The 22722-nt window shown below is 36.1% G+C and carries 19 protein-coding genes and 2 riboswitches; of the genes, 9 read left to right on the top strand and 10 right to left on the bottom strand.

Annotated elements, in window-relative coordinates; all coding sequences use genetic code 11:
• The first annotated feature begins 49 nt into the window (after window positions 1-49).
• Window positions 50-958, top strand: a complete 909-nt coding sequence (locus LG276_RS12170) for a YafY family protein (RefSeq protein ID WP_224936496.1) — start codon at window positions 50-52, stop codon at window positions 956-958.
• A gap of 244 nt (window positions 959-1202) precedes the next feature.
• Here the strand turns inward: LG276_RS12170 and pdxT are convergent, their stop codons facing one another.
• Together pdxT and pdxS are read right to left on the bottom strand one after the other, a co-directional pair.
• Window positions 1203-1796: a pyridoxal 5'-phosphate synthase glutaminase subunit PdxT gene (pdxT, locus tag LG276_RS12165; protein WP_224936495.1), complete on the bottom strand. Its 594-nt coding sequence runs from the start codon at window positions 1794-1796 to the stop codon at window positions 1203-1205.
• The gene (gene pdxS / locus LG276_RS12160; protein WP_224936494.1) at window positions 1796-2683 is read right to left on the bottom strand and encodes a pyridoxal 5'-phosphate synthase lyase subunit PdxS; all 888 of its coding nucleotides are present in this window, start codon (window positions 2681-2683) and stop codon (window positions 1796-1798) included. The genes pdxT and pdxS overlap by 1 nt, the downstream gene beginning before the upstream one ends.
• A 114-nt stretch (window positions 2684-2797) precedes the next feature.
• On the opposite strand from pdxS, the gene LG276_RS12155 reads away from it, so the two are divergent.
• Window positions 2798-4213, top strand: a complete 1416-nt coding sequence (locus LG276_RS12155; RefSeq protein WP_224936493.1) for a PLP-dependent aminotransferase family protein — start codon at window positions 2798-2800, stop codon at window positions 4211-4213.
• 134 nt (window positions 4214-4347) lie between these two features.
• Here the strand turns inward: LG276_RS12155 and LG276_RS12150 are convergent, their stop codons facing one another.
• The 5 genes from LG276_RS12150 to LG276_RS12130 form a co-directional block, all read right to left on the bottom strand.
• Window positions 4348-5133 carry an energy-coupling factor transporter transmembrane protein EcfT gene (locus tag LG276_RS12150; protein WP_224936492.1) on the bottom strand — a complete coding sequence of 262 codons (786 nt, stop codon included), beginning with the start codon at window positions 5131-5133 and terminating at the stop codon, window positions 4348-4350.
• Window positions 5130-6695, bottom strand: a complete 1566-nt coding sequence (locus tag LG276_RS12145) for an ABC transporter ATP-binding protein (RefSeq protein ID WP_224936491.1) — start codon at window positions 6693-6695, stop codon at window positions 5130-5132. The genes LG276_RS12150 and LG276_RS12145 overlap by 4 nt, the downstream gene beginning before the upstream one ends.
• Window positions 6670-7281 carry an ECF transporter S component gene (locus tag LG276_RS12140; RefSeq protein ID WP_224936490.1) on the bottom strand — a complete coding sequence of 204 codons (612 nt, stop codon included), beginning with the start codon at window positions 7279-7281 and terminating at the stop codon, window positions 6670-6672. The genes LG276_RS12145 and LG276_RS12140 overlap by 26 nt, the downstream gene beginning before the upstream one ends.
• Window positions 7278-7886, bottom strand: a complete 609-nt coding sequence (locus tag LG276_RS12135; RefSeq protein WP_224936489.1) for a Ykof family thiamine-binding protein — start codon at window positions 7884-7886, stop codon at window positions 7278-7280. The genes LG276_RS12140 and LG276_RS12135 overlap by 4 nt, the downstream gene beginning before the upstream one ends.
• Window positions 7887-7971: 85 nt before the next feature.
• Window positions 7972-8075: riboswitch (TPP riboswitch) on the bottom strand.
• A gap of 206 nt (window positions 8076-8281) precedes the next feature.
• Window positions 8282-8851: a TetR/AcrR family transcriptional regulator gene (locus LG276_RS12130; RefSeq protein ID WP_095373690.1), complete on the bottom strand. Its 570-nt coding sequence runs from the start codon at window positions 8849-8851 to the stop codon at window positions 8282-8284.
• Window positions 8852-9009: 158 nt separating this feature from the next.
• On the opposite strand from LG276_RS12130, the gene LG276_RS12125 reads away from it, so the two are divergent.
• The 6 genes from LG276_RS12125 (at window position 9010) to LG276_RS12100 (ending at window position 18662) form a co-directional block, all read left to right on the top strand.
• On the top strand, window positions 9010-11076 hold the full coding sequence (locus LG276_RS12125) for an RND family transporter (RefSeq protein WP_224936488.1): 2067 nt from the start codon (window positions 9010-9012) through the stop codon (window positions 11074-11076).
• Entirely contained in the window at window positions 11063-12874 is a 1812-nt protein-coding gene (locus LG276_RS12120) for a YhgE/Pip domain-containing protein (protein ID WP_224936487.1), read from the top strand. The genes LG276_RS12125 and LG276_RS12120 overlap by 14 nt, the downstream gene beginning before the upstream one ends.
• Before the next feature lie 285 nt (window positions 12875-13159).
• Window positions 13160-13345, top strand: a riboswitch (cobalamin riboswitch).
• Window positions 13346-13545: 200 nt separating this feature from the next.
• Entirely contained in the window at window positions 13546-15213 is a 1668-nt protein-coding gene (locus LG276_RS12115; protein ID WP_224936486.1) for an acyl-CoA dehydrogenase family protein, read from the top strand.
• 14 nt (window positions 15214-15227) lie between these two features.
• The gene (locus LG276_RS12110) at window positions 15228-16139 is read left to right on the top strand and encodes an NAD(P)-dependent oxidoreductase (RefSeq protein WP_224936485.1); all 912 of its coding nucleotides are present in this window, start codon (window positions 15228-15230) and stop codon (window positions 16137-16139) included.
• A complete protein-coding gene (locus LG276_RS12105; RefSeq protein ID WP_224936484.1) occupies window positions 16136-17593 on the top strand; it encodes a CoA-acylating methylmalonate-semialdehyde dehydrogenase in 1458 nt (485 codons plus the stop codon). The genes LG276_RS12110 and LG276_RS12105 overlap by 4 nt, the downstream gene beginning before the upstream one ends.
• A gap of 22 nt (window positions 17594-17615) precedes the next feature.
• Window positions 17616-18662, top strand: coding sequence for an enoyl-CoA hydratase/isomerase family protein (locus tag LG276_RS12100; RefSeq protein ID WP_224936483.1), 1047 nt, complete (start codon window positions 17616-17618; stop codon window positions 18660-18662).
• A 376-nt stretch (window positions 18663-19038) separates the two neighbouring features.
• Here LG276_RS12100 and LG276_RS12095 read toward each other — a convergent pair whose 3' ends face one another.
• Genes LG276_RS12095 through LG276_RS12085 form a run of 3 tightly spaced genes read right to left on the bottom strand, consistent with a single transcriptional unit; the run spans window position 19039 to window position 20384 of the window.
• Window positions 19039-19908, bottom strand: coding sequence for a PhzF family phenazine biosynthesis protein (locus tag LG276_RS12095; protein WP_224936482.1), 870 nt, complete (start codon window positions 19906-19908; stop codon window positions 19039-19041).
• 30 nt (window positions 19909-19938) lie between these two features.
• Window positions 19939-20157: a hypothetical protein gene (locus LG276_RS12090; RefSeq protein ID WP_251161636.1), complete on the bottom strand. Its 219-nt coding sequence runs from the start codon at window positions 20155-20157 to the stop codon at window positions 19939-19941.
• A 14-nt stretch (window positions 20158-20171) separates the two neighbouring features.
• Entirely contained in the window at window positions 20172-20384 is a 213-nt protein-coding gene (locus LG276_RS12085) for a hypothetical protein (RefSeq protein ID WP_251161635.1), read from the bottom strand.
• Window positions 20385-20709: 325 nt separating this feature from the next.
• On the opposite strand from LG276_RS12085, the gene LG276_RS12080 reads away from it, so the two are divergent.
• Window positions 20710-22161, top strand: coding sequence for a PLP-dependent aminotransferase family protein (locus tag LG276_RS12080; RefSeq protein WP_224936481.1), 1452 nt, complete (start codon window positions 20710-20712; stop codon window positions 22159-22161).
• Window positions 22162-22722 lie beyond the last annotated feature (561 nt).

Below are 22722 nucleotides of genomic sequence, written 5' to 3'. Positions count from 1 at the left end.
GTATAATAGTACATAAGCGACATATGTATGTCGTATATCGGAGGAGAATATGAAGAAAATTGAGCGACTTATCTCGATAGTAATGATTTTGTTACAAAAGGAAGTTGTATCGGCTTCAGAATTTAGTCAGCTTTTTCATGTGACGAGAAGAACGATTCAACGTGATATGGAAACATTAAGTTATGCAAAAATCCCTATTTATGCGAAATATGGTGTTGAAGGGGGATATGCGCTAATGGAAGAGTATAAATTTGATAAACGTTTACTAAATCACAAGGATATAGAAAATATACTTATAGCTTTAGCAGGCTTTGAGGGACTGATTACAAATCAAGAAATTCAAACGACTATTCAAAAAATTAGAGGAATGACCAGCACAGATATTTCTCCAAATCTTAATCTATCTTTCTATGATTGGGTTGGGAGAAGGCAATCTAAAGCAGATATTTTATTTATTGAGCAAGCAATTAATAATAATCGGTTATTAAAGTTTGAGTATGTTGACCAAATAGGAAACATAACTTATAGGGTGGTAGAACCTTATAGACTACATTTAAGTGAAATGCATTGGTATCTTTTTGGCTATAACTTAGAACGGAAAGACTATCGAACATTTAAGTTGACGAGGATATTAAACATCCAAAAAGGCGGTTATTTTGATGCAAGAATTAATCAGGAATACAAACATGAAAGACAACACAATAAAGAAAAAACAATGGTTAATGTACATCTATCAATAGATGTTGCTGTAAGGGATCAATTTATCGATAGATATGGGAAAGATGCCGTTAAGAAAGAAGCTGGAACAAGTTACGTTGCAACAATTGAATTGCCTGAGAATCAATATGCTTATCAATTTTTGGCCGGATTTGGTAATAAAGTTAAGATTTTAAAACCAAAAGCATTTATTGTGAAATATGTAAAGTTTTTGGAGGGGGCAGTGAAACTTTATAAATAAAATGGTTACTGCTGTTCTTCTAAACAGCTAAACGGACTCGAAGAAGGAGCGTATTTTTACCGAAGTAAGCAAGTGTGTTTCGTCATCTTGCCATATATAACTTCTCGCGATAAGAAATAGATTTGCAGGTTAGGAAAAGGAGAGTAAATAAATACATAGAGAACCCGGAAAAATTCCTATTAGGAAACAGCTCTTTTCCGGGCATTTCTTTTTAACTTATCTGTAGCAAGGCTCTTTTTGTGATTTAATGAATGGTAGACATTTGATGTGCCTGTTTTACCATCTTGATAAATAATTTCATCCAACGATTTTCCTCTGTTAATTCAGGGTGGAAGGAGGTAACAAGTAGATGACCTTGTTTGGCAGCTACAATTTGGTTATCATATGTAGCTAACACTTCCACATGCTCTGTTACTTCTGTAATAATTGGGGCTCTAATAAATACTGCTGGAACATTGCCTGTGAATCCCTTTACTTGTAACATTGTTTCAAAACTATCCTTTTGTCGACCGAAGGCATTTCGCTTTACACTTATATCCATTAACCGTAAATGCGCTTCACTACCATCAACTAACTCATTAGCTAGTAATACTAAACCCGCACAAGTACCAAAAATCGGTTTCTTTTCTGCTGAAAACTGTTGAATTGGTGCTTTGAATTCATAATAATCAATTAGTTTTCTTATTGCCGTACTTTCTCCACCAGGAATAATTAAAGCATCAAGTGACGGTAGTTCACTTGCTTTTTTTACGGCTACAGCGACTTGCCCGGCTGACTCGATTTGTTTTATGTGCTCAGAAACGGCTCCTTGCAAGGCGAGTACGCCAATTTTTAACATTACCAACCACGCTCCTGCATTCTTTCTTCTAAGGATAATTTAGAAATATCTAATCCTTTCATTGCAGCACCGAGTTCTTGCGAAAGCTTTCCGATTAAATCGTAGTCCTTATAGTGCGTTGTTGCTTGCACAATGCTATGAGCAAACTTTTCTGGATTTTCAGATTTGAAAATACCCGAACCTACAAAGACACCATCAGAACCAAGTTCCATCATGAGAGCAGCGTCTGCTGGCGTGGCAATCCCACCTGCAGCAAAGTTTACTATTGGTAATTTACCACTTTTCTTAATTTCACGAAGGATTTCATATGGTGCACCTAAGAGTTTAGCTTCTGTCATGAGTTCATCATCATTCATCAAAGTGATTTTCCGAATTTGTGCTTGAACTTTTCTCATATGCCTTACTGCTTCAACAATATTACCTGTACCCGGTTCACCTTTCGTTCTTAACATGGATGCACCTTCACCAATTCTTCTTGCTGCTTCACCTAAATCACGACATCCACACACAAATGGAACCGTAAACTCACTTTTTAAAATATGGTACTCTTCATCCGCAGGGGTTAATACTTCACTCTCATCTATGTAATCAACACCCATTGCTTCTAACACTCGTGCTTCAACAATATGTCCAATTCTAGCCTTGGCCATGACAGGAATAGACACTGCCTGCATCACTTCTTCAACAATTCTTGGATCCGCCATGCGAGCGACTCCTCCAGCTGCACGAATATCTGAAGGCACGCGCTCTAATGCCATAACAGCAACTGCGCCTGCTGCTTCAGCGACCTTTGCTTGCTCAGCATTGACGACATCCATAATGACACCGCCTTTTTGCATTTGTGCCATCCCGCGTTTTACTGTTTCTGTACCTACTAATTGACTCATTTTCATTCCTCCATTGCATTTTTCAGATTTGTTTATTAGTATAAAAAGGAACTGATATGATTGTAAGTATCAGTTTTTGATAATTTTATAGTATCAGTTAGAGGGGGCAGTTAGATGGATTACTTAGCTTGTGAGTTGTTAAGAGACAGTGATGTGCCTTTATATGAGCAATTATATGACTATATTAAGGGCGAAATAACAGTGGGAAGATTACGAGAAGGAGATAAGCTTCCATCTAAACGAAAATTAGCCACCTTGTTAAAAATAAGTCAAAATACCATTCAAACAGCGTATGAACAGCTTGAAGCGGAAGGTTATATTGAAGTACAAGCGCGCAGAGGCTACTTTATATTACCATTAACAGACTTAGAATATATCGAAAGTAAAATGAAGAATGAAAGTTCAACAGTGGGTGTTTATCCTAAGGAACAAACAGCCATTTATGATTTTCACCCGAGCCAAATTGATACAGTTCACTTTCCATTTGATAAATGGCGAAAGTATGTGAAACAACATATTGAACCTGTTCATCAGTCCTCATTACTGCTTGGTGAAAACCAAGGGGAACTTGATTTAAGGAAAGAAATTGCGCAGTACTTATATCATTCCCGTGGTGTAACTTGCAAGCCAGAACAAATAGTAATTGGCGCAGGTGTAGAAGTTCTTTTACAACAGCTGATTTTTCTGTTTGATAAAAATACGGTCTATGGGGTGGAAGACCCAGGCTACCATTTAATGATGAAGATACTACATAATTACGGATATGAAGTGTATCCACTGTTAGTGGATAGACAAGGAGTCGACATCCACGCCATAAAAAAATCGCCTATAGATATCCTGTATACGACGCCTTCACACCATTTCCCTTATGGAACCGTTTTACCGATTCAACGAAGACAACAATTGTTGAATTGGGCAGCAGAGAAGAATGATCGCTACATTATTGAAGATGATTATGACAGCGAGTTTCGCTATAACGGAAAAACGATACCGTCTCTGCAAAGTATGGACAGAGGGGAAAAGGTTATTTATTTAGGCTCTTTTTCTAAATCTTTTATTCCATCATTGCGCATTAGTTATATGGTTTTGCCGAAACCCCTTGTTAAATCTTATAAAGAAAAATTATCTTTTTATCATTGCACGGTTTCGAGAATAGACCAAAATGCCTTAAGTGGATTTATGAAAGACGGAGAGTTTGAAAAGCATTTAAACCGGATGAAAAAAGTTTATAGAAGAAAGGTAGAAATAGTTCTAAACGTACTCAAGTCCTTTCCGCAATTAGAAGTTATGGGAGAAAGCTCTGGATTACATGTCGTATTGATTGTCAAGAACGGAATGAATGAAAGCGAACTCGTAGCACGCGCAAAAAGAGAGCGCTTGAAAATTTATCCATTATCTAATTACTCCATAATTAGAAGAGAGGATAAAGAACCGCAAATCATATTAGGCTTTGCAGGTATTCGTGAAGAACAATTGGAACACAGCTTGAAGGCATTGTTCAAAGCATGGGGAATGGATGATATTGATTAGATATATCTTGCTTGACTTAAGAAGAAATAATTACAAACAAGTACAATAAGTTAATCAACAACGAACAAATTCTTAATCATATAACTGAACTTGTTCGTTGTTAATATTACTTAGAAAGATTGAAGGAAGTAAAGTTAGGGCATTATCCGATGGCCAAATATGTTAAGGGTGCCCAATCGATAAGAGACGTAATAGGCGATTATTAAAATGATAAGCATGATGATAATAAATAGGTAATCAGTGGCCTTGATTTTCATTACAGTATAATAGGTTCGATCTTTTGACCCTGTAAAACCTTTTGATTCCATTGCAATTGCGACTCTTTCAGCCTTCCGAATGGCACCAGCTAATAGGGGAATAAAATATTGTCTCATATGTTCCACGCGATTTCTCCATCCTTTCGCACGACCAAGGCCCCGAATACGATGAGCTTTCTTTAACAAGTCTAATTCGTGTTTGAAGGTTGGAACAAAGCGATACCCAGCCAAAATACCATAAGTTAACTTAGGTGAAAGGCGAACTTGCTGCATTAAACTTAACATAAATTTTGTGGGATCAGTTGTAAAAGCAAAGAGTAAAGATAACCCTATAAAACACAATGACCTTAGTGCTAAACTCATACTAACTATAATGCTACCCATCCTGATATCAAAAGAAAAGAACGAAAAAACAATAGGACCAGTTGCGTACTTATCATCCGTATATAGCATTGTCATCCAAGCTAATCCGAGCGCAAAAAAGGACATAGGTATAAAGTAAAACAACCATTTCTTTATGTTCAGTTTACTGAAGAAAAAGGTAAGTATCAGGATATAAATAAACATAATCGCTGGTGTAATAATATCAAAGGAAAAGCTCAACAGAATGGCAGGTAAGATAACCGTAATAGCTTTCATGGTTGGATTTAATGAGTGTATCATATTGTCATCTCTTCATTGATCAACCGTAAGCGGTAAGGTATCCTTAATCTGGCTTTTTCTAGAAGCTCAGTTTTTCGCCAAAGTGCTTTAGGTGTACCATCATAAACGATCTTTCCTTGTTGCATAACCAAGACATTATTACAGTATGAATCAACTAAATCCATGTCATGTGTAACGAAAACGATGGTTACCCCTTTATCATTTAGGTGCGTGACTATACGCATAAATTGAGAGGTCGTATAGGCATCTTGTCCAAATGTTGGTTCATCGAATAGAAGTAAATCAGGTTTGGAATGTAACATCGTTGCTACACTCAGCTTTCTTTTTTGGCCACCACTTAATGAAAATGGGTTTTTCCACTTATCAGATAAGAGATCAAAGTCGGTTAATAAATGATGAGCCATTCTTTCTGTTTCTACTCTAGAATAGCCACGTAGCTTGATACCAAAACACACTTCATCGTATACAGTTTGGTTAATAAATTGATGCTCAGGATTTTGAAATACATAGCCCATATTCTTATACAATTCGTTTTCATGCCAATTACTTAATGGAGTGTTTAAAAAATCGATCGAGCCTGAGACGGGCTTAATTAATTTGGCTATTAACTGTAATAACGTAGATTTACCAGCACCATTTTCGCCAACTATTGCGCAAAAGTCCCCTTTTTTGATTGAAAAGGAAAGCTCATTTAGGATTTGCTTATTTTTATAGTTAAATTGTATATCTTTAAGATTAACGATTACTTCTGTACTTTCTTTCTCACTTGATGGTCGAATAGGCATTTTTCTATTTTCATACCTTTTAGGTACTCTTATACGATTCTTCGTCAACTTATGTAAATGATTTTGAAAACCTTCCTTCGGCGTACTATCTAAAAGTAATTCTCCTTTGTTATTAAGCGCAACCAACCGATGAGCGTATGGTTCCCAGTCATCGATTTCGTGTTCAATTACAAGCAAACCAAATCTTTGTTGTTTTTGAATCTTAATAATTGTCTCGATAAACTCGAGGCTAGATATCGGATCTAAATTTGCTGTAGGTTCATCTAAAATTAAATATTGAGGGTCCATTAAAAGGATAGAAGCTAGCGCAACCTTTTGTTTTTGTCCTCCTGAAAGATGGTGAATGTTATGTTTCATATATTGTGATAATCCTACAATATCTAGCACATGTTCTATTCTTTGTTTCATTTGGCATCTGGGAATAGACAAGTTTTCTAACACAAATGCTAATTCATCTTCTACACGAACCATGCAAAACTGACTTTCTGGATCTTGAAAGACAATGCCTATTTCTTGGTTTATTACTCCTTTAGGGTAGGAGGAGATATTTCTCCCTTTATATAAAAGGTCCCCTGAAGTAAAACCATCAATCGCCTCAGGATATAGACCATTTAAACATAGTGTAAGTGTACTTTTGCCAGAACCACTTGCTCCAAGTAATAAAGTCACTTCCTCTGCATATAACTTACAGCTTACATTATTTACAGAAGGTTCATCGTGTTTATCAAAGGAAAATGAGAAAGAGTCTAGTTCAAAAATTGGTTGATGATTTTTCATGCCTTGCTATTACCTCCTTCCCAATCGGGTACCCATTTAACACACCAGTTTTCGCTAGTTGATCCGCTAACATTTTTCCTAAATAACCAGCAATGATGGCTCCACTTAAGAGACGTATAACAAACATTGTCATAATAAGCCAGGATTCATAGGCATGAAAACCTGATACAAAGAAATGGTAAGGAAAACTAATAAATGCTGCGCTAACACCTGAGAAAACGAGAATTCGAGGTTGGTAATTTTTCCATTTTGTCAGTGCAAAAGCGATTTCCGCCCCTAACCCTTGCACCATCCCTGAAAGAATTAAAGTGGGTCCAGATGTTGAGCCGACAAGTACTTCGGTAATAGCAGCAATGGTTTCTGCTGTAAAAGCAACGCCTGGCTTTCTGATAATGTAAGCAGCTATTATTGATACAATAAACCATATGCCATAAATCAATTCATAACCAATGGGTCCAAATCCAAACGGGGTAAGGATGGCAACAAGAACTTTACCGACCCCAAAAAAACCTAAATAAATAAAGCCAAATACTACACCCAGGACTGACATGAGAACAATATCTTTTAGACGCCATGATTTTATCATGAGACTTTCACTTCTTTAGCTTTTCCAGTAGGGCTGTTAGCTGATAATGTGAATGTCATTGTCACATGAGATACATCTTGCTTGGTCTGATCGAAAACGTTCTGTAACAAGTTAAAAATATCATTCACCTTGCCATCAAGCCTTGTGGCATAATGGCTATGGCTTACGTTTACTTCAGTCTCCTTGGACCAATCAATTTGCTCATAAATTTTTTCCATATAATCTTCCCTCCCTAAGGGATAGAGGGCAAATTTACAACCTGCAAGCTGGTCTATTTCTTTTGTATCATCCTTGTTCAAGGCAATGTCAGTTTCGTCCATGTATACATCTGCTGCTGAATCTCCTGGACAACCAATCGAAAAGGTACCACTCATAGCGATGTGTTCTCCCGTTTTAGCTGCGTGTAAAAAGATTGCCCTCACTACATCAAAAACATGAATTTGCTTACCACGGATACAAGTAGATACATCATCAGTTTCAGCCCACACCTTTGACATGTTCACTTCTTTAAGGGCAAATAAGATGATGTCCACATACCTCTCACTCATTGCAGAAAGCGTAAACTGACAACCCACGATACTACTTGTTCCACATAATTGATTCATATAAAAATCTCCTTTTAACATTTTTTGAACAAAAAAACTGCACCCCGATGGAATGCAGTTTGGTTATGCAGAAAAAAAGAGAATACACTGACCAACTGCACTTCCCCACGCTAGTATTATCTAGATCGGGTTATAAGGGTCAGGCACTTGCCTTCTCAGCCATTAAATATAGCTCCCCTAGCGCATTCGATATATTTATTTGTTCGTCTATCCTATCATAAGCAAAAAATCATTATCTGTAAACCAATACTTGTCAATTGATAATGTAGTAGCGATAAATACAATATATTAATTGATACGTAAAATGATGCAAATGAGTAGGGAAGACAACTTAAATTCCAATACAGTAGAGATGAATAAAATATTGATGTGAAGAATGTTGATATATTCGCATCCTATTTAGAATGAAGAATAACCCGATTACTTATTTCAGTAATAATGGTTGTCATTTCTTCCGGAGATTCTTTCATCCCGTTCATTAACCATTTTTCAATTACATAAATACATCCACTAATTACAAAGTAAATCATATATTTTGATTTATCTAGATTTATGACCTGCTGTTCTTCCTTTAAACTATTAATAATGATTGATTGTGCAGTATCAATTACTCTCGTTTGAAAAGCTTTGTTACCATGGTCACTAAATAAAACAAGAAAATCAGCACTACGTTTATAAACATAATCTAATAAATACTTTGTCATTGCAAAAGTTTCATTTGTCTCATTATGGTTGTACTGTTTTAAAGTGACTTGTAATTCTAACAAAATCTCATCTTCAATATGCTGGAGTAAATCAAATTGATCACGATAATGACTATAAAAAGTAGAACGATTGATATCTGCTTTTTGACATAATTCTTTAATGGTAATGGAGGAGATTACTTTTTCTCTTAATAATTCCATTAAACTTTCCTTTAACACCATACGAGTATATTGTTTCCGACGATCCAATTTTTTGTTCATCATACAAACCCTCACTTTTTTAAAGAAATCCAACAAAGTACGCTTAAATGTTGGATGTTAAACATTTTTTACACAACTGTTTGTTGTTTATCTAACACAGTGGTATGTATAATGTTACTGTAAAAGAATTTCAACATCAAGAAGTGGGGAAACCAATAATGATTGAGTTTATTATTCGTTATAAAAAATCTGTAACAATCATTTTCTTTTTGTTATCAGTGCTTTCTGCTATTGGCTTTCTGTTTGTGAATGTTAATTATAATATGAAAGATTATATCCCAGCAGAAGCTGAATCTACCGTTGCTTTAGAAGTGATGGAAGAGGAATTTACTAGTGGTATTCCAAATACAAGCGTAATGGTTGAGAATGTTACAATCCAAGAAGCGCTCGTTATCAAAGAGAAATTAAATAAGGTTCAAGGTGTAACTGATGTGATGTGGTTAGATGATGCGATGGACATAAGAACACCAATAGAAACCGGAGACCAAGGCACAATAGAAAATTACTACAAAAATAATCACGCTCTTTATTCTGTCACCATTGAGAGTGGCAAAGAGGTCGAAGCAACAGAAGATATATATCAAATAATTGGTGAGAAGGGATCACTTATTGGCGAAGCTGCAAATACAGCTACGCAGCAGAAAATGACAGGGCAAGAAACGTTACTCGCTGCAGGGATACTTATTCCCATTATTATCATTATACTAGTTCTCTCGACAAACTCTTGGGTTGAACCGCTCTTTTTCTTAACGGCTATCGGTGTATCGGTAATTATTAATTTAGGGAGTAATGTTTTTATAGGAGAAGTGTCCTTTGTGACACAATCAGTCGCACCAATTTTGCAGTTAGCTGTTTCCTTGGATTACGCTATCTTTTTATTACATAGTTTTCAAGATTATCGTAAACAAGGGCATGAGCCAAATGAAGCTATGAAACTAGCTATGAAAGAATCGTTTAGTGTCATTGCCTCGAGCGCATCTACAACTCTATTTGGATTTATTGCATTATTGTTTATGGATTTTGAGATTGGATCAGACCTAGGTTTAAACCTTGTTAAAGGAATAATTTTAAGTTTTATAAGTGTGATGGTATTCCTTCCAGCACTTACATTATTATTCCATCATTGGATTGAAAAAACACAGCACAAATCATTAATACCAAATTTTAAAGGTATTGGAAAAAAAACATTAAAGTTAAGGTTTCCGGTCTTGATTTTCGTCTTACTTCTCGTTATACCAAGCTTTTTAGCACAAAAAGAAACCTCATTTACTTATGGAATGGGGGATCAACCTGACAGTACTAGGTTAGGGCAAGACATCCAAAAAGTAGAAGAAATATTTGGCGAATCAACCGCTGTAGTATTATTGGTACCTAATAATGAAATAGGTAAAGAAAAAGAAATGATTGCATCTATTGAAGAGGTTGACCATGTCTCAAATGTAATTGGCTACACGAATATGGTTGGTTCGACTATTCCGCAAGAATATTTAGAGGAGGAAGCAAAGGAACAATTCTTATCCAATAATTACAGTCGAATCATCATTAATACTGATGCAGGAACAGAAGGAGATATTCCTTTTCAATTAGTAGAAGAGATAAGGGAAATAGGTACTAAGTATTTTGGTAATCAAGCGTTAACTTTAGGCGAAAGTGTTGCACTTTATGATATGAAATCAACGGTTACAGAAGATAATTCTTTAGTAAATACTTTAACCGTTATCGCGGTTGGATTCGTGTTACTTGTCACATTCAAATCATTATCATTACCGATTATCTTATTATTAACAATACAATCTTCTGTTTGGATTAATCTCGCCATACCCTATTTTACCGATACGTCATTAGTATTTATTGGTTATCTCATCGTTAGCACTGTACAGCTTGCAGCAACGGTCGATTATGCCATTTTATTAACAGAGACTTATAAGCATAAGCGTGGAAAACTTTCTCCAAAACAAGCGATGAGAAAAACAATTGATGAGAAATTATTTTCCATTATCGTGTCTGCCTCCATTTTATCTAGTGTCGGATTTATATTATGGCTAACTTCTTCAAATCCAATCGTCGGTTCTATTGGATTATTATTAGGTAGAGGAGCATTGCTCGCGTTTTTACTCGTTATCCTTTTTCTACCTGCATTATTATTACTATGTGATAAATTGATTCAAAAAACATCTCTACAAATGGACTTTAGTAACAAGGAGGAAAAACATGAAGATCATTAAATGGATGCTTATCACTGCTTCCCTATTTTTCTTTCCTGTGATGAATATACATGCTGAATCACAAACAGTTAAAGGCGGAATGAGTAAAGGGAAAGTAGCAAACAAAAATGAAGTGATTTATGCTAACTTGCTAGCAGACGGTAACCTAACCGAATTATATGTTGTCAATTCGTTTGAACTGATAGAACCTGGTGTGATAGAAGATTTTGGGAATTACCAAAAGGTTAAAAATCTAACTGACACATCAAAAATTAGCAAAGAAAATGATCAGATCACATTACAAGCAAAAGAAGAAAATTACTATTATCAAGGAAACTTACCAAATAACTTTGAGTTACCTTGGCGTTTTACAATTAATTATTACCTTAATAATAAAAAGGTTGAACCAGAAAATTTAGCTGGTAAATCGGGCGATATAAAAATGGAAATTGCTGTAGAAGCGAATGAAGGTAAGCGTTCTTCATTCTCTGAAAATTATATGCTGCAAATTAGCGTACCGCTGAACACTGAAAAATTCAAGGAGATAAAAGCCGAGAATGCCACTGTTGCACAATCCGGCAAAGATAAGCAGCTCACTTTTACCGTTATGCCGGAGCAGGAAGAAGTATTTACGATTGAGGCAGAAACAAATCATTTTGAAACAGAAGGTGTGCAAATATCTGCTTTACCTGCTTCACTTGCCATTGATAGCCCAGATACTGAAGAATTGACGAGTGAGTTTCACTCATTAACTGAGGCAATTGGTGACCTTCATCATGGTGTCGGAGACTTAGCAATAGGAATGAATGAACTATCATCAGGCTTACGGTCTTTAGAGGGTGGGTCTGCACAATATAAAAAAGGACTAAATGAATTAAGTCAGTCTGGTAACCAATTAACAGAAGGATCAGCACAAATAAATAATACTTTATCTTTGATTAAAGATGAGATGAAACAAGCCAGTGGCGTAAGTGGTATTGGGGAACTCGAGAATGTAACAATCGATCTGCCTGAGGTAGCGGATAATCTAGAACAAGCAGCAAATGATGTAGACCAAGTAGTTGTTAATTATAATGAGGTAAAAACACAAATCAATCGTGCTCTGGAGCAGATACCAGATAACCAAATTTCAGATAAAGAGATAAATAAATTATATGAAAGTAATGCGGATAAAGAGGTAATTGATCAATTGGTAGAAACCTATAGAGGGACAAAAGCTGCTCAAGAAGTTCTACTACTAGCCAAAGATAACCTTACAGACATGGTTGAACCGCTATCAACCTTTAGTCAATCAATGAGAGAAGCAGCAGGTAACCTTCGTGCAATATCATCTAATATAGACGAATCTATTCTTCAAATTGACATTGATGAAGGGTTAAAACAATTGACATCTGGTGTTGAAGAAATGGTATCTAACTATAATCAATTCCACCAAGGGTTACTTGCTTATACAGGCGGTGTTTCTGAATTAAGTACATCATATAGTGACATCCATGAAGGAATTAGCGGTTCTCTATCTGGAGCTGAGCAACTAACCAAAGGAGCTGGCTCGCTTCATAATGGAACTGGACAATTACATGATGCAACTAAAGACATTCCTGATGAGGTGACAAAAGAAGTGGATGAAATGATATCGCAATATGATAAATCTGATTATGAGCCAATTTCTTTTGTATCAGATAAAAATAATGAAAAGTTGGAACTAGTCCAATTTGTCATCCAAACAGATAAGATTAAAATAAAAGATAACAAAGAAGATGTAAAAGAAACAAAAGATAAAGTAGGATTCTTCGAGAAACTTCTTAACTTATTTAAGTAAACTTGAAAAACACGCCACTGCAATCTAGGAGGCGTGTTTCTCTTTTTGGTGGTAAATTTATATAAACCTTTCATGTTACATCAAACGATCGGTCAAAATGAAGAATTAGGCTTTCTTCTACTCGGGTTGTAGGAGTGGATTTAATCAATGACTCTAGCTTATATTGTGGTTGGAAGAAAAATGATAAAGAGCCTAACTTTTTCATCATTTTAAGCTGAGAATACATATTCTAAAAAATAAATTGTAAATTTTCCGAAAAATTGATATATTGTTAGTGTGAAAACTAAATAAGCTAAATAAACAGGTGCTTGTTCATCAAGCTTAAAAGGGAAACCGGTTAGACTCCGGTGCTGTCCCGCAACTGTATTTGCGAGCGGATTGTACATAACCACTTATTCATTATTGAATAGGGAAGGAACAAATCCGCCACGACCATAAGCCAGGAGACCTGCCTGTTTTAGCCAACATCATTACCTACGCGGATAGGGGGTGTTAAGTGCGGATAGAAGAACATGTATATTACTCAACACATGTTTATTTGTTTGTCCACTCGTTACTTAACAACTTCTTTTAACAGGAGTTGTTTTTTGTTTGAAGGTGGTTTGCTTCTTGCTACTGATTTGAGCAAGCGCTCAATCAAAGGAGATAGAAAGATGTAAAGGGAGTGCACGATGGCGAAGCTAAAAAAAACACTAGAAGAAAAGGGAGATATTTTTTCTCCTGAAGATTTTCTTGAAGAGGAACAACTCATTGCACAAACGGCAGAATTATTTATTAAGAATGAAGTGTTGCCCCAAATAGATTCATTAGAAAAAAAGAACTATGAAGTGGCTAAGAATCTGTTTCAAAAATCAGGGGAACTAGGTCTACTAGCTATTGATGTACCTGAGGATTATGGCGGGTTTGCACTTGGTAAAAAATTATCCGGGCTTATAGCTGAAAAGATAGGATACGGTGGGGCTTTTAGTGTTTCGTATAATATTCATGTAGGTGTTGGCACATTACCGTATGTTTATTTTGGTTCAGAAGCACAAAAACAAAAGTATTTACCACAACTCATCTCCGGGGATTGGATTGGTGCTTATGCCTTAACGGAAGCAGGAGCTGGATCGGACGCACTTTCACCGAAAACAAGAGCTATTTACAACAGCAAGAGTGATAGTTGGATAATAATTGGGGAAAAACAATGGATTACCAATGCTCACATAGCAAATGTGTTTGTTGTGTTTTGCCAAACAAATGACGGGATGACTGCTTTTATTGTTGAAAGAGACATAGCAGGCGTATCTATTGGTGCAGAAGAAGAAAAGATGGGTATTCATGGATCATCAACAGCTACTCTTATATTGGAAGATGTCGTTGTGCCATCCGCTAATATACTAGGAGAAAAAGGAAAAGGTCATCAAGTTGCCATGAATATATTAAATCTTGCTAGATTGAAGCTAGCTTTCTCGAATATTGGCACAGCTAAACAAGCCTTCAACTTTTCTCTTAGCTATGCGAAAGAGAGACAACAATTTGATAGAGCGCTGGTTGAATTTACGTTGATACAAGAAAAATTAGCTGAAATGGTGACATCTATTTATGCAAGTGAAAGTGCCGCTTATCGCACAGCAGATATGATTGATCAAGCTCCAACAGATGAAGGAATCACCTCTTTAAAAGCATTCGCAATGGAATGTGCCATAAACAAAGTACGATGCTCTGAAATGCTTGGGCATGTAACAGATGAGGCCGTTCAAATTCACGGTGGATACGGTTATATGAGAGATTACGATGTTGAGCGACTATATAGGGATGCTCGAATCAGTCGTATCTTTGAAGGAACAAACGAAATCAATCGCTTAACCATAGCAAAAAACTTACTTCACAAACACTCATCTAAAGATATCACAATCAATACCCCTACACCATTACACCAAGATAGAAACAGCCAATTTATTGAGTTAGGAAAAGAACTGTTATCGCTGTCTTTGGAAGCGGTTTCAAATGCAAAAATTGATATAAATAGGGAACAGCAGTATGCACGTCTTTTAGCTAATATCATCACAGAACTATACACAATGGAATCGACTTATATGCGGACATCAAAACTGCAACATCGAAAACAAAATCAAAAGTGGAAAGATTTAGCGACTGATATTATATGCGAACAATGCTTTCAATATTTGAAACAACAAACGATTAGCCTGATTTCAGCAGCGATACTTGATGAAAAAGAACGATTCGTTGCATTCGCAAACATTGAAAATTACCAAATCCCACTCTACAGCAATCTGTTATTGAAAAAAAGGCAATTAGCACAAATACTTATTGATCAACCAAAATTACTGAAATGAAGGGAGCTTAAATGATGGGTGAGAAAATCGGTTTTATTGGATTAGGGAATATGGGTTTACCGATGGCGCAAAGCTTATTATCAGAAGGCAATGAAGTGTACGGCGTCGACCTCAACAAAGATGCTGAAGCGGCATTGCTAAGGTCGGGAGGTGTGATTGGATTATCTATCAATAATATCATAAAGCAAGTAAATTTTATTTTCACAAGCTTACCTTCAATGAAAGCGGTGGAAGAAATCTATTTAGGTGAGGAAGGATTGATTACAAAAGGACGTGAAGGCATTGTCCTGATTGATACAAGTACGGTTGCTCCTAGCTTGAATCAAAAATTAGCAGAAGAAGCAAAAAAGAAGAGCATTCATTTTCTTGCTGCTCCTGTCAGTGGGGGTGTAATCGGTGCTGAAAATCGTACTTTAACCATTATGGTCGGTGGTCCTAAACAAGCTTTCGAGCAATCCCAACCATTGTTAAATATTCTTGGAGAGAATATTTTTCATGTGAATGAACGAATTGAAAGCGGAACTGCAGTCAAATTAATCAATAACTTACTTATCGGTTTTTATACTGCTGGTGTAAGCGAAGCCTTAAATCTGGCAGAAAAAAGCAACATTAATTTAGCACAATTATTTGAGATGTTGAATGTGAGCTACGGCCAAAGTCGGATATATGAAAGAAACTATAAAAGTTTTATCGCGAACGAAGATTATCGTCCCGGTTTTACCTTGCAGCTATTAAATAAAGATCTTGGTTTCGCGCTTGATTTAGCCAAGGAACACGAATTGCAATTGCCAGTTAGTGAATTACTATTAAATATATACAAAAATGCTGAAAACGAGGGTTATGGTAGCCAAGATATGGCTGTTCTTTATGAAAAAGTGAAAAATGATCAAACAAAAAATGCGAAAGAAACGGGGATGAAGGAATGATTAAAACAGAAATTCCAACAATGAAAAACCATATTAATGGTGAATGGGTTGATTCAAGCAGTAAGGAAGTGGAAGCCGTACCGAACCCGGCGAATGGGACAATTATTGCTTACGTCCCCCTTTCTGGTAAAGAAGATGTTGATTTAGCTGTCAAAGCTGCTGCTGCGGTCTATCCTAAGTGGGCTGAAGTACCCGTCCCAAATAGAGCGCGTCTGCTTTACCAATATCTTCATTTGTTAAAAGAGGAAAAAGAAAACCTCGCTCAAATTATTACAGAGGAAAATGGAAAAACATTAAAGGATGCGCGTGGTGAGGTACAAAGAGGAATTGAAGTCGTTGAACTCGCAACCTCCACTCCTAATTTAATGATGGGAGATGCACTTCCTAGTATTGCCGAAGGGATAGATGGCTCAATTTGGCGCTATCCGCTTGGTGTTGTTGCTGGGATTTCCCCTTTTAACTTTCCAATGATGGTTCCTTTATGGATGTTTCCTCTGGCAATCGCCTGTGGGAATACATTTATACTGAAAGCTTCTGAAAGAACGCCGATCTTGGCTGGTAGACTCGTAGAGTTATTCTATGAGGCAGGTTTTCCTAAAGGGGTACTAAACCTTGTACATGGAGGAAAAGACGTGGTTAATCGCTTATTAGATCATCCAGAAATTCGTGCAATTTCATTTGTTGGGTCAGAGCCGGTCGCCAAACATGTTTATCAAACTGGCACCGCTCACGGAAAGAGAGTACAAGCATTAGCTGGTGCGAAAAATCACGCAGTTGTATCATCTAGTTGTCATCTAGAAAAAACGGTTCAAGGTGTTATTGGCGCAGCGTTTGGAAGTAGTGGGGAACGATGTATGGCTTGTTCTGTGGTAGCCGTTGTAGAAGATATAGCAGATGACTTTATGAACCTACTTGTAGCAGAAACGAAAAAACTTACTGTCGGGGATGGTCGGTTTGAAGAGCATTTTGTTGGACCACTCATTCGTGACACTCATAAATCCCGTGTGTTACAATATATCGCCTCAGGGGTATCAGAGGGAGCCAATTTAATCGTAGATGGTAGGGATACAGAGACGACAGAAGATGGTTATTATGTAGGTGCAACAATATTTGACAATGTAACATCCGATATGAAAATTTGGCAAGATGAGATTTTTGCACCGGTCTTAAGTGTCGTTAGAGTAAAAACATTTGAAGATGGTATCGCCTTAACGAACCAATCAAAATTTGCCAACGGAGCTGTTATTTATACATCTAGTGGTAAAGAAGCACAAATTTTCAGGGAGAAGATTGATGCAGGTATGATTGGTGTAAATGTGAATGTACCTGCTCCTATGGCGTTTTTCTCTTTTGCTGGTAACAAATCATCATTTTATGGAGATTTAGGAACTAACGGAAAAGATGGTGTTCAATTTTATACAAGAAAGAAAGTCGTAACTGAACGTTGGTTTTAAAAAAAATGGAAGGAGAGATTGTATGACAGATGAAGTACTCTTCACAGTAAATGATAAAGGGTTAGGTGTGATTACACTCAACCGTCCGAAAGCGCTAAACTCACTTTCTTTAGCAATGGTTCAACCACTTAAAGAAAAGTTACTGCGATGGAAAAACAATAATCACATACAGATAATTCTGATCAAAGGAGCAGGAGAAAAAGGCTTGTGTGCAGGTGGAGATATAAAAGCTTTATACGATGCCCGCTTGAATGAAAAAAATAAAAGTCTGGCAATGCAATTTTTTAAAGAGGAGTATGAATTAGATCAATTAATTTATGACTATCCAAAGCCCATTATTGCTTATCTTGATGGTATTGTAATGGGCGGGGGAGTTGGACTGACTTATGGGGCAAACTATCGTATCGTAACTGAACGGACGAAGTGGGCCATGCCTGAAATGAATATTGGCTTCTTCCCTGATGTCGGTGCAGCCTATTTCCTTAACAAAGCTCCAGGCTATATTGGCCGTTATTTAGCGTTGACGGCAGAGACGATACATGCATCTGATGTTCTCTACATAGGAGGAGCTGATTATTTCATCAAGAGTGAACAATTTAACTCCCTCTTAGAAAATCTAGAGAATATGAATTGGTTAGATGTAAATCTCGATTATAACTTGAATGATTTACTCAACCAGTACGCCAACGACGAAAGCGGAGAAAGTAAGTTATCACAATTACAAGAAGAAATTGATTTGCACTTTTCTTTTCAAACATTAGAAGAGATTCTACACTCTCTTCGTGAACATCCTAGTGATTTCGCTACAACGACAAGTGATATCTTATTATCTAAATCACCTTCATCACTTAAAGTCACACTTAAGCAACTGATTGACGGTGAAGAACAATCTCTCACAACTTGCTTAGAAACAGACTTCATACTTGCTAGAAATTTTTTAAGCCATAGTGACTTCTATGAAGGTGTACGGTCTGTGGTCATTGACAAAGACCGCAATCCCCAATATGACTTTGCACAATTATCCGATTTTACATCTCAACATGTTGAGGGATTCTTTCAAAAAAAGTAAGCTAACTCTAACGAAAGAAAAACAATTACAATTATAAAAAGTATATTTCATTGAATTAAAAAACCTTGCATGACGTTCGTAGCGATAAGCTCCGCGAAAGCAAGGTTTTTTCGAGTAGTTTTTTATTTTCTTCTGAAACCACGTTGTTATTGTCTATTTCTCATCAGAACCATGCCATATCAAAAAAAGCAAACATAGGATAAGCACTGTAATCGACAGGTCCATTGATATTACCATCTAAGCCCTCATTCATCACAATAACGCTCTAATAACCGACAATTAAAGAATATTTAATAAAGAAAAACAGCCATACTAGATGTAACACAACACCTAATCCGGCTGTCTTAATATTTCTTTGATTTAAAATTTACATTCATTATATTTCAACCTCTGTTTCAGAGAAATTCAACGCTTTCCCGCCCACCTTGACCTCAATAATTTCTTTCCCTTGAGTGGTTAACTCAATAACTATTTCAGAAGGTTTTTTCATAGAGTAACCTTGCTCAACAGACAGATTAATCTCTTTTTCAGAGTTGATTTTACCATATTTATATAAATAACATGAAAGGGCACCATTGGATGTACCAGTTGCAGATTCTTCTGGAATTCCATATAGAGGTGCCAAATTTCTACAGTGAGCATTTGAATCCTTAAGTGATTCAAGGGTGAAGATATGATATCCAATGGTATTATATTTACTGCTGATCTCAGATACTTTTTCAAAATTTGGCTTTATAGAATTTAATATATCTAAGTTTCTAATCGGTACAAGTATATCCCTAAGACCAGTAGATACAATTTGCACTGGTAGATCCCCTAACATTTCATCTATAGTAATATTTAAGGAATCTGCAATTTCCTCCTTGTCTATTATTTCATAATAGCTTGGTGCATTTTGATCCATCATTATGGATAAGTCTTCCATTACTTCTACATTTAAAACTCCAGATTTTGTTTCTTGAGAATATTTCCCTGGTTTAATATAGCCTTGGTTGCAAAGTGTATAGAACGTTGCTATTGTTGCATGGCCACAAAAGTCAACCTCTTCATTAGGTGTGAAAAATCTAACCTTGAAGTCAGCAAGGTCTGACTTCATGACAAAAGCAGTCTCACTAAAGCCGATGATACCTGCTATTTTTTTCATGTCCTCTTCTGATAGATAATCAGCGCTAAGTACCACCCCGGCAGGGTTCCCTCCCTCAATGGATTTTGCAAATGAATTTAATGTATAAACTTTTATCTTCATAATATGATCCCTCCAAATTAGATATTGATTTTATATTTGTACGATTGTCCCGACATTCATTTCTTCTGCTTTTGATACAATATATTTTGAAACTGCAAGATCCTGCAATGCTATGCCAGTACTATCAAAAATCGTCATTTCTACATCACTTGTACGTCCTTTCGCATTTCCAAGTAAGAATGGTCCAATTTCAGTCAAACTGTTTTTGCCTAATATATCAGCCCTTATAGCACTTTTTGTTTCTCCCACTGTCGATACGTGTTTTATATCATCTTCGTATACAGAAACAACCTCAAAATCTTTTCATCCACTTCCTGTTTTCCAGTCATGTCTGCCCCCACACAGCTGATATGTTTGCCTGGCTTAATCCAATCCTTAAAAATCAATGGTTTTCGCGAAGGCGTAATCGTAATTACTGCATCGGTTACTTCCAAAGCTTTCATTGGATTTCTTACAGCTACAAACTGAACTGACACAATTCTTTGTTTCCAGCTCTTATTATAATTATCGTTGATATCATTTATGATTTTACCGAGTTCCGTTTTTATTGAAGACTGGTATATTAATGCATTTTCATATTTTACAGGGTTATATATATACCTTGTTAATTGTCTGAACTTGAGATAGAGTGGCGGCTATTTAAAAAAAACGCCTGAACTCCTGTGCCTATTACCATTAGGGTTTTTGAAAAGATTTAATGTAATTGTATTTGAATAACAACAAAAAGTCTCCAACCATTCTTGGTTGTTAATTAACCAACCAAATGATATGGTGAAAATACTATGTTTTTGGAGGGAATTTATGTTTGATATCAACTGGAAACCTGATAGAAACAATCCATATCGATTGGATATACAGATTGTTAATTTCATAAAAGATAAAATAGTAACTGGAGAATGGCCAGTTGGTTTCAAATTGCCAAGTCAGCGGATGCTTTCTGAAATTTTCTGTGTAAACAGAAGTACCGTAGTATCTGCCCTTGAAGAGCTGGCAGCTGAAGGCCTTATTAGCGGTAATGCTGGTGGAGGTACAAAAGTAATAAACAATACATGGACATTAATGTCCATTAATCATTCACATAATTGGCATCCCTATATATCTTCGGGATTACATCAAACAAATCAAAATATAATGCAGCAGATCAATCAAGCTGAATTCCAACCTGGTATCATCCGAATGGGATCCTGTGAACCTTCCCCTGAATTAATACCTAACAAAATGATTCAGGGCGTACTAAAAAAACTGTCACAGTCTATGACATCGCTGGGTTATGAAGAACCGAACGGGAATATCAATCTAAGAAGAGAGGTAAGCACGTACCTTAAAACAATAGGAATAGAAGCTGATCCATCCTCAATCTTGATTACCTCTGGTGTTTTGCAGGCACTTCAGCTTATTTGCCTTGGCCTTTTGCACACAAACTCAGTAGTCTATGTTGAAAAGCCATCCTACCTTTACTCTCTTAGAACCTTTCAATCGTTCGGAATGCAACTTTCGGGAATCAAGCAGGATGGAGAAGGTATAGAAATAAAAGAATTGGTTGATCGACATAGGCGGAGAAAAGGAGAAATTCTTTTTACAATACCTACTTTTCAAAATCCTACCGGTAGTGTCATGTCACTTGAAAGAAGAAAAACGCTTGTTGAAGCGTGTGATAGGGACCGTTTGCCTATTATAGAGGATGATGTATATAGGGAGATTTGGTTTGATGAAAAACCTCCACAGCCAATCAAGGCATTTGATAACAACGGACTTGTTTTATATATTGGTGGATTATCGAAGAATTTAAGTCCTGGTCTCAGGATTGGTTGGATTGTTGGATCAGAAAAAGTCATTAAAAGATTGGCAGATATAAAAATGCAAACTGATTATGGAACCAGCTCACTCTCCCAAAATGTAACCACAGAACTATTTTCTAGTGGCCTTTATTATCAGCATAACGATATTATGCGGAAAAATGTTAAGATTCGAAGAGATGTTGCTCTTGAAGCATTAAAGAAATACTTTACTAGCATCGGTACATGGAATATCCCTAGAGGCGGATATTTCATCTGGCTTAAGTTAAATAAAGGTATATCCATGTACCAGCTTTTTACAAAAGCCTTGCGTCGGAAAATACTTGTTCACCCTGGAGATTTGTATGAGTATCACTCTGATCAATATTTGAGAATTTCTTATTCTTATGCATCCTTAGATGAAATTGACTATGGAATTAAAACTCTTTCAGAATTGGTAGCAGAACAAATTCTTTAAGTTCATATCGGGGTAGTCTCAAAAGTGCGGATTTACAACTTTAATCTGCTTATCACTCTAAATTTAAAGATTTAAAAACGTTCATACCTTTGAGACGAGTCATTTGAGACGCTTGAAATCCCTCTTTTATGTAAAAATAACTGAGTCTCAATAGGATTACACTAATGGGATTGTGAAAAAAATGTACTTAAATTAACAGGGCAAGGTAGTTGAATAAATGTTCAATAATTAGTATGAAATCCCTACTTCAATACAGGAAGGAAGGGATTTTTTGTTGAATAGATATAATAGAATATTTTAGATAAGAAAATAGGCGAGGTTAATATATCGATAATGATAATTAAAAAAGAATTTAAAATTGCTGGATTAAAAGGAGATGGGGAGTTTGATTACTTTAGTAATGTAGTACCTTTGCTTGCAAAGCAACTATAAGATTATTACGATATCGAATAGAAGAGAAAGCAATTTTTTTCTATAATATTGATATTTTTCGAGAAAGAAATTATACTTATATAAGTAATATATGGCTAATAGGTAAAGATATTGCCTATTACTATATAA

The organism is Cytobacillus kochii, assembly GCF_044790165.1.
GTDB classification, from domain to species: Bacteria; Bacillota; Bacilli; order Bacillales; family Cytobacillaceae; genus Cytobacillus; species Cytobacillus kochii.
Note: the sequence above shows the minus strand (reverse complement) of the source record. Positions and strands in the feature narration are given on the sequence as shown.